The organism is Bacteroides sp. Marseille-P8574, from assembly GCF_902825465.1.
In the GTDB taxonomy this organism is placed as follows: domain Bacteria; phylum Bacteroidota; class Bacteroidia; order Bacteroidales; family Bacteroidaceae; genus Bacteroides; species Bacteroides uniformis.
In genome coordinates this window covers 1985149-2000798 of the sequence record NZ_CADEBE010000001.1, presented here as the reverse complement: position 1 = coordinate 2000798, position 15650 = coordinate 1985149, and the positions used below count along the sequence as shown (strand labels likewise).

The 15650-nt window shown below is 48.6% G+C and carries 11 protein-coding genes and 1 pseudogene; 5 read left to right on the top strand and 7 right to left on the bottom strand.

Going from position 1 to position 15650, the window contains the following annotated elements; genetic code table 11:
• Positions 1–212 precede the first annotated feature (212 nt).
• Positions 213–872 carry a hypothetical protein gene (locus HUX74_RS08630; RefSeq protein ID WP_117599864.1) on the top strand — a complete coding sequence of 220 codons (660 nt, stop codon included), beginning with the start codon at positions 213–215 and terminating at the stop codon, positions 870–872.
• Positions 873–1291: 419 nt separating this feature from the next.
• Here HUX74_RS08630 and HUX74_RS08625 read toward each other — a convergent pair whose 3' ends face one another.
• The 4 genes from HUX74_RS08625 to HUX74_RS08610 form a co-directional block, all read right to left on the bottom strand.
• Complete coding sequence (locus HUX74_RS08625; RefSeq protein ID WP_174646505.1) at positions 1292–3247, bottom strand: DEAD/DEAH box helicase; 1956 nt, start codon at positions 3245–3247, stop codon at positions 1292–1294.
• 138 nt (positions 3248–3385) lie between these two features.
• Complete coding sequence (locus HUX74_RS08620; protein WP_117599862.1) at positions 3386–4450, bottom strand: tyrosine-protein phosphatase; 1065 nt, start codon at positions 4448–4450, stop codon at positions 3386–3388.
• 103 nt (positions 4451–4553) lie between these two features.
• Positions 4554–5474 (bottom strand): carbohydrate kinase, encoded by a 921-nt coding sequence (locus HUX74_RS08615; RefSeq protein ID WP_119961756.1) that lies wholly within the window; start codon positions 5472–5474, stop codon positions 4554–4556.
• The gene (locus HUX74_RS08610; RefSeq protein ID WP_117599860.1) at positions 5462–6067 is read right to left on the bottom strand and encodes an SIS domain-containing protein; all 606 of its coding nucleotides are present in this window, start codon (positions 6065–6067) and stop codon (positions 5462–5464) included. The genes HUX74_RS08615 and HUX74_RS08610 overlap by 13 nt, the downstream gene beginning before the upstream one ends.
• Before the next feature lie 192 nt (positions 6068–6259).
• Between HUX74_RS08610 and HUX74_RS08605 the strand changes: the two genes are divergently transcribed.
• Positions 6260–7507: a pitrilysin family protein gene (locus HUX74_RS08605; protein ID WP_117599859.1), complete on the top strand. Its 1248-nt coding sequence runs from the start codon at positions 6260–6262 to the stop codon at positions 7505–7507.
• A 9-nt stretch (positions 7508–7516) separates the two neighbouring features.
• Here the strand turns inward: HUX74_RS08605 and HUX74_RS20715 are convergent.
• The 3 genes and pseudogenes from HUX74_RS20715 to HUX74_RS08590 form a co-directional block, all read right to left on the bottom strand.
• Positions 7517–7734 (bottom strand): annotated as a pseudogene (locus HUX74_RS20715) (alkaline phosphatase); the annotation flags it as partial.
• 202 nt (positions 7735–7936) lie between these two features.
• A complete protein-coding gene (locus HUX74_RS08595) occupies positions 7937–8518 on the bottom strand; it encodes an epoxyqueuosine reductase QueH (protein ID WP_174646504.1) in 582 nt (193 codons plus the stop codon).
• Positions 8518–9702, bottom strand: coding sequence for a DUF5009 domain-containing protein (locus tag HUX74_RS08590; protein WP_174646503.1), 1185 nt, complete (start codon positions 9700–9702; stop codon positions 8518–8520). The genes HUX74_RS08595 and HUX74_RS08590 overlap by 1 nt, the downstream gene beginning before the upstream one ends.
• 106 nt (positions 9703–9808) lie before the next feature.
• On the opposite strand from HUX74_RS08590, the gene HUX74_RS08585 reads away from it, so the two are divergent.
• The 3 genes from HUX74_RS08585 to HUX74_RS08575 all read left to right on the top strand — a co-directional run bounded on the left by HUX74_RS08585 (position 9809) and on the right by HUX74_RS08575 (position 15449).
• A complete protein-coding gene (locus tag HUX74_RS08585) occupies positions 9809–11401 on the top strand; it encodes a DUF6377 domain-containing protein (RefSeq protein WP_227204196.1) in 1593 nt (530 codons plus the stop codon).
• Positions 11402–11606: 205 nt separating this feature from the next.
• Positions 11607–12857, top strand: a complete 1251-nt coding sequence (locus HUX74_RS08580; RefSeq protein ID WP_174646501.1) for a glycoside hydrolase family 5 protein — start codon at positions 11607–11609, stop codon at positions 12855–12857.
• Positions 12858–13223: 366 nt separating this feature from the next.
• Complete coding sequence (locus tag HUX74_RS08575; protein ID WP_117964303.1) at positions 13224–15449, top strand: glycoside hydrolase family 3 C-terminal domain-containing protein; 2226 nt, start codon at positions 13224–13226, stop codon at positions 15447–15449.
• Positions 15450–15650: the final 201 nt, after the last annotated feature.

Genomic DNA, 15650 nt, shown 5'->3' with positions numbered 1-15650 from the left:
TTATGCCTGCACATCCAATTTTTACAACAAACACAAGTTAATTATTGTAAAAATTGGGGGGGGTAGAAAATATTCGCTAAATTTGAAAGACTAAAGCTCACAAATTGGGCAGTTAAAGAGTTCTGCTGTCTGATACAAGAGGATAAATTGAATTGATAGAACTCACCTAAAGAATAAACAGATTTTTATAATTGCATTATAACGGAGGAATTATGGAATATTCGAATGCAGATCTGTCCGTTGGGCAAACAGATCTTTCTTATGTGGAATTACCGAAGATCTGTATATCTGTCTACAAGGAGATTGTTAAGGAAATGGCAGAAGTGATAAAGGATGCTCGGATTCGAGATATTTTTTACTCCCTTTCTATCGGGGGAGACGTATCGGCTGTCTCCAGGAGAACAAATATTTCTCCCAGAAATCTGGCATATATGTATAAGAAAGCGGGTAGGCAGGTTCGCTTGGAATGGAAGCCCTATTCTGAATGGAAAAAGGAATTGGACCGTTTATATATCAGATGCCGGAATTATGAGGCTTTGCTGGCACATTCCCAAGAGGATGCTGGACAGAATTTAAAGAATGTAGTGATAGTTGTAAGGGAACAGGATGTTCCATCGGAATATGTGCACCTGCTGGCTACACCTTTAGGAAATCTGGATATAAATTTCAGGACTTTACGTGCACTTAGAAAATACAATATCTGCCAACTTGAGGATCTTTTACGGTTTATAAAATATAATGGGTTTGATGCGCTGTGCAGACTTCCTGGTATGGGAACCAAATCCGTAGGACAGTTGTATAAAATTTTAAAAGAGAAAGGTATTTTGGAAGATAAGGAGACTTGCACTCTATTTCCCTATCTTTTTGTGTAGGATATATGGGAAATAAGATATTCATGCTTGAAAAGAATGGATATTCTATCAATCACCGTTTATCAGAATTGGAACAGACGGTAGCTAATTATTCAAAGAAGAATGATTCCTTTGTGTGTACCTCGTTGCTGTTGGTTGAAGGGTATCTTCTTCAACGTCCAGATTTTCGATTCTTACACATTCGCCACGGGTTTGATCAAGTTTGTTAAAGAGTTTTTTGTTCGCATTGACAACTACATTGATAAGGTTCATATTGAGTAAACGGTAACCGGGAGTAACGGCCACCATCTACACGTAACGTATTACTCCGCAGTTCCAGCCTAATGTTTATACAACACGCGCAATACTATCATTGATGAAATTTTTATTGGCTATGTACTGCGCTCCTCATCTTTTATGCAAATTAAGTATAACAACCTCTATCTCATTGTCTTTTTCGGTGTCCGTTTTGCCCAGCCTTCTTCACTGAAGTCAGGTTCTGGGTTCTTGAAGTCATTGCTGCCTTGAAAGAACTGTTTCCAATCGTCTTTTTTGCCACGGGCTTTGGTATAACCGCGTTCCTCGCGGCTGGGCTTGCCTTTCTTCTTGTCGTTTGCAGGGTTTTCGGCTCTGTCTCTACGTCTGCTGGCAGCATCGTTCCGTTTGCCGTCTTCCTTGTTGCTGCGCTTCTTGCCGTCGGAATCTTTTTTTCCATAGCTTCCGGCTGTACCCGTGCGTCTGCCTTTCGGGACATTCTTACCTTCGTCTCCGGCAATCTCTACAGATACTTTGCGACCGTTCCAGTTGGTACGGTTCAAGGCTTTCATTACATTGTTGGCTTCTTTTTCCTCTACTTCGAAGAAAGAGAATTTCTGCATCAAGTCGATGCGTCCTAGCTCAATGCGTCCACGGGTGTTTTTGTTCAGCAGGCTGATAAGCTCACTGGGAAAAAAGTTGTCCATTTTGCCCAGATTTATGAATAGGCGTTTGTAGCCCGGTTCGGCTTGATGATTGCCACTGCTTCGGTGTTCACTCCGCTCACCGTTTCTTGTTCCGCGTTCACTGCCGGTTGCTGTCTCTATCTCTTCACGGTCGCGGTAGTAGTCTAGAAAACGGTTGAATTCATGCGAAACCATCCGCTTAATCAAATCTTCCTTACTTAGCCAGTCCAGCTTGCGGTAGATATCAGTCATAAAGTCAGCGATTTCCTCCTCGTTTACTTTCACTTTTTCAAGGTCGTCTATCACTTTGAGCAGTTGTTTTTCGCATATCTGTTTGCCGGTAGGCATTTCGCCTGCAATGAATTTCTTGCCGATGATGCGCTCAATCTCGCGCATCTTGCCTTTCTCGCGCAGGTTGATAATGGCGATGGAAGTCCCGGTTTTTCCAGCACGTCCCGTACGGCCGCTGCGGTGGGTATAACTTTCGGTGTCATCGGGCAATCCGTAGTTGATGACGTGGGTTAGGTCGTCCACATCGAGGCCGCGTGCGGCAACGTCCGTGGCAACCAGCAGTTGTAGGTTGCGGATGCGGAACTTCTGCATCACGGCGTCACGCTGCGCTTGACTCAGTTCGCCGTGCAGCGAGTCGGCATTATAGCCTTCCTGCATCAACTTGTCAGCTATTTCCTGCGTTTCTTTGCGGGTACGGCAGAAGATGATGCCGTATATCTGCGGATAGTAGTCCACAATACGCTTCAGGGCAGCATACTTGTCTTTGGCATGTACACAGAAGACTACGTGTTTCACGTTGCTGGTGCTTTCATTTTTGCGCCCGATGGTGATTTCTTTGGCATCGCGCAGGTACTTCTTGGAAATGCGTGCGATTTCCGGGCTCATGGTAGCGGAGAACAGCAAGGTATTGCGCTCTTGCGGAACGTCGGCAAGAATAGCGTTGATGCTGTCCGTGAATCCCATGTTCAGCATTTCGTCCGCTTCGTCCATAACCACGTTCTGTATGGTGGCGAGGGACACGGTTTTGCGTTCCATCAGATCCAGCAGTCGTCCTGGTGTGGCTACGATGATGTGTACACCCCGTTTCAGGGCACGTATCTGGCTTTCAATGGACGAACCGCCATATACGGGCAATACCCGTAAGCCATCAATGTATTTGGAGTAATCGTTCAAATCGCCGGCTATCTGCAAACAAAGTTCACGGGTAGGGCAGGGAATAAGTGATTGGGGAATTCGGTTGTTGACGTTAATCTTCTGTATGAGCGGCAGACCGAACGCTGCGGTTTTTCCTGTTCCAGTTTGTGCCAGTGCTACTACATCATTGTTTTCTCCTAAAAGGTATGGAATTACTTCCTCTTGTACCGGCATGGGCTGCTCGTAACCCATTTCTTCGATGGCGCGGCGTATCTCCGGCGACACACCGAGCTCTTCAAATGTCTTCATTAAATCTTTTGTATATCTTTATATTTCGGACGCAAAGATAGTGCTTTTCAATGGATATTTGATAATTGATGGTTGATAATTATGTAATTACATGATAAAATCGTTTTTTATTGACTACTGATTATCCATTATGCATTGTCAATTATCTACTAAAAGAATGTCTTGTAGTCTCTTTCTTTCTTCTTTCGTCAGGCCGATGCCTCTTTGCAGGTAGGTGTCGGTATCTCCATACCTTCGTTCCATTTCTTCGATGGCGGCATTTAGGAAATCTGCGCGTGCTGAGAATATGGTGGTGATAGCCTCTTGCGAACGTGCCGGAAGCTGGTAAGCGTACCGAGAGGCAGCCGGGATGTTGAAGTAGTCGTTGCTGAGGCGGTAGTCTTCCATGATGATGTCTTCGCCCACTCCAAGGGAGGCAAGCACAAGCGCCGATACAATGCCTGTGCGCCCTTTGCCTGAAGAGCAATGGATTATGAGGGGATAATTGTTCTTATCCAGTAGGATATCGAAAATCTGACGGTATTCTTTAGTATAGTTGCTGATGAGCTCGCGGTTCATTCGCTCCACTATCCGGTGGACGGTATCACTCTTGATTGTCCGCTCCTGCACACCTTTCAGGATATGCTCCATATCACCAGTAGGAATAGGGATGTGCACCACTTTGAATTCTTGCTGCAAGGGGCTTTGTCTGTGTGCTTCATCGAATGAGCGCAGGTCGATGATAGTCCTTATTCCTATATTCTTGAGCTCCTTGCGCGAGCACGGTTCCAATTTGTCTATTTCGGCAGAGCGATATAGCATGCCCCAATGTACTTTCTTTTGGGTAGGATAGGACGTATAGCCTCCCAAGTCGCGGAAGTTCTGTATGCCGGGGATATTGATGTTGCGGGTGGCAATCTTTACCCGGTATTTGTCACCGAATACAAGCATGTAGTAGTATCGCTGTGTAGGGTCGGTAGTGATGACGGTCATCTTCAGATCGGAGATGTTGGCAATGGCAATAGGAACGTCTTCGGGGATGTCCTCCGGGTTAGTCGAGGCATATACTTTAACATTCCCTTTGATAAGAGGGGCCATTTCCCATTTCACAATGCAGTTGCCCACATTGTTTTCTTCGCATACAACGGAAATGTGAGGGGCAGTGCCGCTACAAGAAGGGAGCAGCACTGCCAAAACAAGCAAGTTCAATAAATTCCTATACATAATTCGTAACCTCTCTGATGTCGTTAATCACAAATATATGTAATTTATCCACAGAGGGTAACGTCAATGTCAGGCTTTTATATTTCTTTTTTGAACTTTAAAATTATCTGTGCTTCTCTGCAAATTCCTTTGAAACGGAGTTGTTGAAACTTTTGCATACCTCAGCGGCAAACTCAATGCCGCATTGGATAACTTGGTCCCAAGTAGCTTCGTCCATGGTATCGAGGTCCTTGTAGCGTACATTATGTTTCAGCAGCCCGAAGATGATGCCTGCGTTGAAATTATCTCCTGCACCGATGGTACTGACCGCTTCTAACGGAGGAATGGAATATTCCTTGGAAATCGTGTCGGTGCGCAATGATACCTGCTCTGCGCCGGCAGTACAGAGGAAGTTACGGCAGTAGAACTTTACTTTGTCTTTGTATATCTTGTCAGCCTCCTGCAGGCCCCACATATAGAAGAAATCCTCTTGCGAGCCGCGTACAATGTTGGCGTATTCTAGATTTTCGATGATGGTGGGAGCCAGCTTGATGGCCTCCTCTTTATGGGACGAACGGAAATTGGGGTCGTAATAGATAATGGCATGCATGTCGTGTGCGCGTTCCAGCAGTTCTAATACTTTGTCGCGCAATACGGGGTTTAAGGCATAATAAGACCCTATTATAACGATGTCGTCCTCTTGAATTTGTGGATACTCTATATCTAATCGTTGTTTGGGGTAATCTTTATAGAAGATGTATTCCGCATCACTCCGGTCGTTAAGGAAAGCGAGTGATACGGGGGATTTCCCGTCAGGGAAGACATTAACATGGTCTGTGGGGATATTGTTCTCGCGCATGAAGTTGAGTATGATATTGCCCACGTGATCATTGCCTGTTTCACTGATAAAGCAAATGGGAACGCCGATACGTCCCAGCGAGACGATGCCGTTGAATACTGAACCGCCTGGGACAGCTACTGTGGGCTGTTCGCCACGGAATATGATGTCTAGTATGGTTTCTCCGATACCTATTACTTTACGCATAGCGATCTTGATTTTTCTCCGAGGTAACCACCGTGATGGCGCTTGGAGTAGTCTTCAATGGTGAATCCAGTTTCTTTCATGGTCTGTACAACCAAAATGTCACCGATGACGGTCATGGCAGTGGTTGAAGTCGTGGGCGTCATGCCCAATACGCATACTTCTTGGGGGTTCCCGGTGCTGAGGCATACATCGGATTCGTGTGCCAGGGGGCTATCAGGGTTTCCGGTGATGACGATAAACTTCAGTTCCGGACTTAGGTTATGTGCCAACTGTGTCAGCTCCACGATTTCACGAGTTTTGCCCGAATTGGAGATGAGTAGCAACAGATCATTCCCCTGAAGGATGCCGAGGTCACCGTGCTGTGCTTCGCTGGGGTGCAGGAAAACGGACGGAATACCGGTGGAGCAGAAGGTAGTAGCGATGTTCATGGCTATTTGTCCGGCCTTGCCCATACCCGAAGTTACCAGTTTCCCTTTTTTGCGGTGCACTTGTTCTACGATGAGTTCTACAGCTCTTTCATAAGCGTCCGTCACTGGAATGTTCAGTACGGCTTGTGCCTCTTTCTGCAAAAGCTCTTGAATGGATGCAATCATACTCTTAATGTATTTAATGTGCTAATATGCTAATGTGCTAATTGGCTGCGCTGTGATGCCGCATGGTCATTGGCATATTAGCACATTAATCACATTAGCACATTATAGCAATATGCAAATATCTGCAATTTTCTATAAACGGCAATAAGTTTTATTGTATTTTTGTCGCCTCAAATAGTTTGAAACGTCAGAATGAAGAAGTTAAAAGAGAATTTACCGTCGGCTTTCAACCAACATATCTTGTCCAACGGCTTGCGCATCATTCATGAACCTTCAGTCTCCAAGGTGGCTTATTGTGGTTTTGCTGTAGATGCGGGTACGCGCGATGAGCTTGAAAACGAGCAAGGTATGGCGCATTTTGTGGAGCACCTTATATTTAAAGGTACCGCCAAGCGTAAGGCATGGCATATCCTGAACCGTATGGAGAATGTGGGCGGAGACCTTAACGCCTACACCAACAAGGAAGAGACGGTGATTTACTCTGCTTTCCTGACCGAGCATTTCGGCCGTGCCTTCGAATTGTTAACGGATATTGTATTCCACTCCACTTTCCCGCAACGCGAAATCGAGAAGGAGACGGAGGTGATTATCGACGAGATACAATCCTACGAAGACAACCCTTCCGAGCTCATCTTCGATGATTTCGAAGACTTGATATTCAGAGGGCATCCCCTGGGACGCAACATTCTGGGCAATCCCGGGCAACTGAAGCTGTTTCGCAGTGAGGATGCCGCTGCATTCACTTCTCGCTTCTACCATCCCGGCAATATGGTCTTTTTTGTTCTGGGCAATCTGGACTTTAGGCAGGTGGTGCGCTGGGCGGAAAAACTCCTCGCGGATATACCTGCCATGGCAGTGGACAACCGCCGTATGCCACCGCCCCTCTATGTACCCGGGCATCTTGTAATGCATAAGGATACCCATCAGGCACATGTCATGATTGGCAGCCGGGGATATAATGCATATGATGACAAGCGTACCGCACTCTATCTGCTGAACAATATTTTGGGTGGCCCGGGCATGAACAGCCGATTGAACGTTTCTCTCCGTGAACGTCGTGGGCTGGTCTATAACGTAGAATCCAACTTGACTTCCTATACCGATACGGGAACTTTCTGCATCTACTTCGGTTGCGACCCTGCAGATTTGGACTACTGCACCCGCCTGGTATATAAGGAATTGAAACGCTTGCGTGATGTCCGGATGACTTCCTCGCAGCTTGCGGCTGCCAAGAAGCAACTTATCGGACAAATCGGTGTAGCTTCGGATAATAATGAGAACAATGCGTTGGGCATGGGCAAGACTTTCCTGCATTATAATAAATGCGAAACTTCCGAAGCCGTGTTCCATCGCATTGAACAGCTCACTTCGGAAGCTCTGTTGGAGGTGGCAAACGAGATGTTTGCCGAGGACTATCTTTCGACGCTCATTTATCGCTGATCGCTTTTTTTATTTGAAAACCTGCAACATAGGACGTCTTATCCATACTTGTGGCTGTTTCAGTCCGAGGATGTGGACAATGGTGGAGGCAACGTCATACTGCATCATGCTTTCGTGGAATTCGCCTCCTTTCTTAATGTTCTTTCCGGAGCCTGCATTTCCTGCATGGTCTTGTCGCCATGGCCGTTTTCAATGTCTCCGTGGTTGGCAGTAACGATGAAGATGGTAGGAAATATGCCATGATGGTTCAATACACGTGACTGAAGCTCGGGAGTCTTAGAGCCCCATTGTAGGCACCCCAGCCATCAAGACCGATGAAAACTACGTGTTTGGCTCTTCACTTAGCATTGCAGGGAACAGAAAAGAGGTATACCGCTGTCGGAGTGATGAGTAATGTAAAAGTCAGTTTCTTCATGTTTTCTTTAGTTTTTATTTATTCTTTTCCAGTCGTTGCATGCTGAATTCACAGCCGCAATACTGCTGGTTATAGAAATCATACTCTTTCAGCAGTTGGTTGCGTCGCTCCTGGAGCCCGCCTTTCCGCCAATTCTGTTCCCAGAAGAGGGTATCCGGATAGAGCGCGGCGGCACGGCGTCCGGCTTCATTGATTTGCTCCAGGCTTTTCCAGCGCGAAGAGGCGAGGGTAGTGGTGAATACGGAGAAACCATGCTCGGAGGCGTAGCGGGCTGTCTCTGTCAGGCGCAGTGTGAAGCACTTTAGGCATCGGCTGCCACGTTCCGGCTCGTTTTCCAGTCCTTTTATAGTGTGCAGCCAGTGTGCATAGTCGTAGTCCGCGTCGATGAAATCGAGGTTTTTGGAGGTTACGAAGCGGATAGCCTCCTCTTTCCTTATCTCATATTCCGCCTGCGGATAGATGTTGGGATTGCAGTAGAATACGGTGGGGCGTATGCCGTTTTCCAGCATGCACTCGATGATGGCAGAGGAGCAAGGTGCGCAGCACGAATGCAGCAGCACCTTGTCTTCACCGTTGGGTGTTTGGACTTTCAACATTATACTTTCAGTTTAATTTTTACTTTCACCAGCAAGCCGGTCAGCCCGACAATGACAAGCGAGAACACGAGGGACTTGATCAGTCCCGGCACGCCGCTTCCCAATGCTTCGGGATAGTGCAGATGCAGCAGTTGCTGGACAGCATACCAGATGTAAGGAATAATATAGCAGGTCAGCGTTGCCGTACCTGCAGGTTTGATGATATCGAACCAGTTGGTCTTGCCTTTCACGTCCGTCAGCCAGTAGAAGAAGCCGAACAGCGGGAAGAACATGGCGAGGCAGTAGAACAACCATGTCGGCGTGGCTTGTATTTTGGATATAATCCAGAACGGGTGTGAGACGAGGGCAAGGACAAGCATTCCTACGCCGAGGGCACAAAGCATGCCGATGAATCGTCCCGGCCGTTCCCGGTCGGCATAGCGCTGCATGAGCAGGGAGGTCAATACGCCGGACATACCGAAGGCATGCAGTGTCCAGTCACTCGGGATAAAGGGAAGCAGGATAATCCGGCTGCCGTACTCTCCCGGTATCAGGTCTGAATGGCTGATTACGGCAAGCAATACGACCACGAACCAGGCAATGGCATTCTTCCGCAGGTTCTCCCGAGTGAATAGATAGATGCCTGCACATACCGCATACGTCCAGCCGATAAGTCCGAGGATGCCCCACCAGCTTATCTGGAACGGTTTCCCGTTCATGTCCTTGTAGATGACGAGGAAGGCAAGCAGTAGCACGCCTGCTGTTTTCATTGCGGTGAAAAGGGTCTTTTTCGTTCCTTCCGCTTTGGGATATACCCCCCAGGTGAGGAAGAAACCGATGACCATCAGGATGGAGAACCATTGGTGCGATAGACCGCCTTCGATGCCTCCGCTGTTCAGTGAAAACAGTCCCATGGCAATCAGCGCCACTGTCCGCCAGAAGATATGGGCCACGACTTGCAGGGTGTTGTCTCCTTTTTTGTACCGGTTTTGTATGGCAAAGGATACGGACATGCCCATACAGAAAAGGAAAGCGGGGAAGATGGTGTCGGAGAATCCCATCATGTCTTCGTCCATCCTGGCATGCATCAGCCAGTGGGGCACGTTTTTCAGTCCGGGAATGTCGTTGACAAAGAGCATGAGGAACATGGTGAGTGCGCGGAATACGTCTACCGCGGCAATCCGTTGGAGTGTTAAGCTTTTCATGATAGATAATTTGTTTGGGGGTTTTGAACGCAAATATAGGAAACTATTCTTTCCGATGCTACTGCTTTGCAGGATTTCTTGCTATATTTGCATGAACTTTATGGTCATGGAAAGGAGATTGTTCATTTTTTGTTTTCTTGCCGTCGTGGTATGGCAAAGTGTGGCTTTGGCTGCCGGCACGTCGTCTTTCACTGCACTGACGGCTTCTTTGGATGAGGCTATCGAGGCGCATCGGCACTATGTCGCCGTGCGTGAAGGGCGCATTGCCCGGCTGAAGCGCCAATTGCTGGATGCCGACACCGCCAATCTCTCTTTTTTTCGATGGAATGGGGAAATTTATAAGGAGTACAAGGCATATATCTGCGACTCTGCCATCCATTATCTTCGTGTCAATCTGGATTGGGCAGAACGCTATGGCCAACGGAATGCAGCACTCGAAACAAGGCTGGAGCTTGCCCACCTGATGGCTTCGGCAGGTATGTACGAGGAGGCTGCCGAACTCTTGAGGCAGACGGACAAAGCTTCCCTTCCCTCCCATCTGCTGCCGGACTATTACAATGCCTGTCATAAACTTTACACAGAACTGAGTTTCTATACGCTGGACGATTCTTTCAAGAAGCATTATCAGGCTTTGGCTACCCATTATGACGATTCTTTGATGCAGGTACTTCTGCCTTCATCCCCCCTCTATCTGGAACGAAGAGAGGCGCGGGAGGCCGCTGCAGGCCATCCGGACGAAGCCTTGAGCATCAATGATACGCGTCTGGCACATGCCAAGCCCAATACTCCCGAATATGCGCTGGTGACCTATCAGCGCTCATTGCTCTACCGCCGGCTCGGGAACCGGGAGGAGGAGAAGCGCTATCTGGCTTTGTCGGCACTGACCGATATTCGCCTGAGCATCACAGACCATGCCTCACTCTGGAACCTGGCGGAACTTCTTTATGAGGAAGGGGATATGGAGCATGCCTACCGTTACATCCGTTTCTCGTGGGACGAAACCAACCGATACAACGCCCGTAGCCGCAGCCTCCAGACTGCCGGCATCCTTTCACTGATAGACCTCACTTATCAGGCCATGCGCGAGAAGCAGAATGACCGGCTCCGGCTGTACCTCTGGCTCATCAGCACTTTGATTGTGCTGTTGGTGGTGGCAGTGGGCTTTATCTACCGGCAGATGCAGCGACTCTCTGCCGCACGGAACAAACTGGAGCATGCCAACGAGCAACTGCAACTCTCAAACAACATCAAGGAGGAGTATGTGGGCCGTTTCATGAATCTCTGCTCCGTTTATATCAACCGGCTGGATACCTACCGGCGGATGGTCAACAAGAAAATCTCTGCCGGGCAGATGGAAGAGCTGCTGAAGATGGTGCGTTCCCGTGAGGTGCTGGACACCGGACTGAAGGAACTCTATGATAACTTTGATACTGCCTTCTTGCACCTTTTCCCCGATTTTGTCGATAAATTCAATGACTTGCTGCAGCCCGAAGAACGCATCGTGCTCCGTAAAGGCGAGTTGCTAAATACGGAACTCCGCATTTTCGCCTTGATTCGTCTGGGCATCGACGACAGTTCGCAGATTGCAGAATTCCTCCGTTATTCCGTAAACACCATCTATAATTACCGTGCCAAAGTGAAGAACAAGGCCCGCATTTCGCGCGAGGACTTTGAAATACGGCTGATGCAGATACGCTGACAATACGTCAAACCGGCTTTTTGAATCCACTTTCTGCCTTTCTCTTCTTCTACTTATATTTCTGATTATTAGTTGTTTGTTTGTTTGTGCTTCTTTACTTCTTCCACCTATTCCCGATTCGCCGGTACGAGGTGTTCTTATCTTTCCTAACTTTGGGGAAGTAAAAGCGAATATCGCAACTAATACCATAACCAAAATTATTGCCATGAAACATTTATTAGCGACAAGCATTTCCATCGCCTTGCTGTCTTTGGGCCTTGCGGGATGCGGTGAGAAACAAGCGACAAAAGAAGTAACTTCGGATGCATTCGTAACCATTCAGGGTCAGGACTTGATAAAGCCCGACGGTACCAAACTCTTCATCATGGGTACCAACCTGGGTAACTGGCTGAATCCGGAAGGATACATGTTCAAGTTCAACAAGACCAATTCCGCTCGTTTCATCAATGAGATGTTCTGCCAGCTGGTGGGACCGGACTTTACGGCCGACTTCTGGAAAGCATTCAAGGACAATTATGTAACGCGCGAGGACATCCGCTTCATCAAGGAGCAGGGTGCCAACACCATCCGCCTGCCTTTCCATTACAAAATGTTTACGGACGAGGACTATATGGGGCTGACTGCCGACCAAGACGGCTTTGCCCGCGTGGATAGCCTGGTAGAGTGGTGCCGCGAATCGGACTTGTACCTCATCCTCGACATGCATGACGCCCCCGGCGGACAGACGGGCGACAACATCGACGACAGCTACGGCTATCCCTGGCTGTTCGACAGCGAAGTCAGCCAGCAACTTTACTGTGACATCTGGCGCCGGATAGCCGACCACTACAAGAACGAACCGGTCATCCTCGGTTACGAACTCTTCAACGAGCCCATTGCCCCTTACTTCGAGAACATGGAGGAGCTCAACGGCAAGCTGGAAGATGTATATAAGAAAGGTGTAGCCGCCATCCGCGAGGTGGACAGCAACCACATCATCCTGCTGGGCGGTTCGCAATGGAACGGTAATTTCAAGCCTTTCAAGGACTCCAAGTTCGACGACAAGATAATGTACACCTGCCACCGTTACGGAGGCGAACCTACCCAAGCTGCCATCCAGACGATTATCAACTTCCGCGACAGTGTGAACCTGCCCATGTACATGGGTGAGATAGGCCACAATACGGACGAATGGCAGGCCGCTTTCTGCCAGACGATGCGCGAGAACAACATCGGCTATACCTTCTGGCCCTACAAGAAGATGGACGGTTCTTCTTTCGTCGGCATCACTCCGCCGGAGAACTGGGCAAACATCGTGTATTTCTCCGAAGCACCGCGTGCCACGTACAAGGAAATCCGTGAGGCACGTCCCGCGCAGGCCATGTCCCGCAAGGCGATGATGGACTTTATCGAGGCATGCAAACTGAAGAATTGTGTGGTTCAGGAGGGTTATATCCGGTCATTGGGAATGAAGTAGCGGGTACTGCCTCGCTGCAAACAGTACGTATCAAGTCCCAGAGGATGAGATGCCGGGACTTAGCATGAAAGAGGTAGGGACTGAGCTGTACACACCATAGGACTGAGAACCCAAAACATCCGGATGTTTTAAGGCAAAACATGGGGATGTATTGGGATAAAACATCCGGGTGTTTTGGGGTAAAACATGGGGATGTTTTGGACAACAACATCCGGATGTTATAGATACTCACTATACGACTGTAAGGATTTCAGTTCCTATGTGTGGGGGGATAAGTCATATTCCCTTGTCTGCTGGGGATTGTCAATAGTACGGACTGATTATGAGTACTTACTTAAATTATATAACAACTTAAATTGTACAACAATGAAAAAAGTATTATTCGGTTTGGTTCTGGCTGCTGTCGCGCTGCCTCTTTCAGCCCAGCAGAAGCCCGTCTATCTGGACGCAAGCAAACCTATTGAAGAAAGAGTGGAAGACGCTTTGAGCCGTCTGACCCTGGAAGAGAAAGTGAAGTTGACTCATGCGCAAAGCAAGTTCAGCAGTGCGGGTGTACCCCGTCTGGGCATTCCCGATGTATGGACGGATGACGGCCCTCACGGTATACGTCCCGATGTGTTGTGGGACGAGTGGGAACAAGCCGGATGCACCAATGACTCCTGTGTGGCTTTCCCTGCCTTGACTTGTCTGGCAGCAACCTGGAACCCCGAAATGTCTCTCCTTTACGGACAGAGTATCGGTGAAGAGGCGCGCTACCGCAACAAATCGGTCTTGCTGGGCCCTGGTATCAATATCTACCGTACACCGCTCAACGGACGCAACTTTGAGTATATGGGTGAGGACCCTTATCTGGCCGGAAAGATGGTAGTGCCCTATATCCGGGGCGTGCAGCAGAATGGTGTGGCTGCCTGCGTGAAACACTTTGCCTTGAACAACCACGAAGTGAACCGTCACACCACCAATGTCATCGTGGACGACCGCGCCCTTTATGAAATCTATCTGCCTGCCTTCAAGATGGCTGTGCAGGAAGGTGGAGCGTGGAGCATCATGGGTGCCTACAACCTTTACAAAGGCCAACATCTTTGCCACAACCAATACACATTAAACGATATATTGAAGGGCGAATGGGGATTCGACGGCGTAGTCATTTCCGACTGGGGCGGCACGCACGATACTCGGCAAGCCATTACCAATGGGCTGGATATGGAATTCGGCAGTTGGACTAACGGACTTTCAAATGGTGCCAGCAATGCATACGACAATTATTATCTGGCGAATCCCTACCTGAACCTCATACGCGAAGGCAAGGTCGGTACTAAGGAGCTGGACGACAAGGTACGCCGCATTCTGCGCCTTATCTTCCGTACGGTGATGAATCCCGACCGTCCGTGGGGAAGTATGCTTTCTCCGGAGCATTACGAGGCTGCCCGCCGCATCGGCGAGGAGGGCATCGTACTGTTGCAGAACAAAGGCAATGTGCTCCCGATAGATTTGGACCAGACTAAAAAGATTCTGGTAGTGGGCGAAAATGCTATCAAGATGATGACTGTAGGTGGTGGCAGTTCTTCGCTGAAGGTGCAGCGTGAGCTTTCTCCGTTGGACGGTATCAAGCAACGTGTGGCTGGCAAGGCTGAAGTGGTGTATGCTCGTGGCTACGTGGGCGATGCAAGCGGTGAGTATAATGGTGTGGTGACTGGACAGAACCTGAAGGATGACCGCACTCCCGAAGAACTGATAGCCGAAGCCGTGAAAGAAGCCCAGGATGCCGATTATGTAATCTTCATCGGCGGTTTGAACAAAAGCAACGGCCAGGACTGTGAGGATTCAGACCGTGAAGGTCTGGGTTTGTCTTACGGACAAGATGCTGTTATCTCTGCACTGGCAAAGGCAAACAAGAATCTGATTGTTGTCAACATTTCCGGCAATGCCATTGCCATGCCGTGGGTGAACGAAGTGCCTGCTATCGTTCAGGACTGGTATCTGGGTTCCGAAGCCGGTAGTGCTCTCGCCGCTATCCTTATGGGGGATGTGAATCCCAGTGGCAAGCTTCCGTTTACCTTCCCCGTGAAGTTGGAGGATTGCCCGGCCCACAGCCTGGGTGAATATACCGGCAAGCGGAGCAAGGACATCATCGACATCAAATACAATGAAAGTATTTTTGTAGGTTACCGTTGGGCCGATAAGCAGAAGAAGGTGAAACCGTTGTTCCCCTTCGGCCACGGTTTGAGCTATACCACTTTCGAATATGGCAAGCCGACGGCCGACAGCAAGACCATGCAGGCTGACGGTACGCTGACCGTGAAGGTTTCTGTAAAGAATACCGGAGCGCGCGAAGGGCAGGAAGTTGTCCAACTGTACATCAGTGACAAGAAGTCCTCTCTGCCTCGTCCCGTCAAGGAACTGAAAGGTTTCCAAAAGGTGAAACTGGCTCCGGGCGAAACAAAGGAAGTCACATTTACCATTGATAAGGAGGCTCTTAGCTTCTTCGATGACACCCAGCACGCTTGGGTGGCCGAGCCGGGCAAGTTCGAGGCTGTCATAGCAGCTTCGGCAGCCGATGTGAAGGGAACGGTTCCTTTTGAATTGAAATGATGTAGGAAAATAAAGTTTCCTTTTAGGTTATTATCAAAGATAGTGTAGATGGAGGGTGTGGCCGTGAGGTTGCACCCTTTCTTTGTACTCTTTACAAGCCAATATGTTTTCTTATATTTCTGAGTTTCTTCGGGTTGGCTAAGGAAGATGCAGATATGCTGGATGTTAGAGTCAAAGCAGTGATGTTTTGTAGTAATGGGT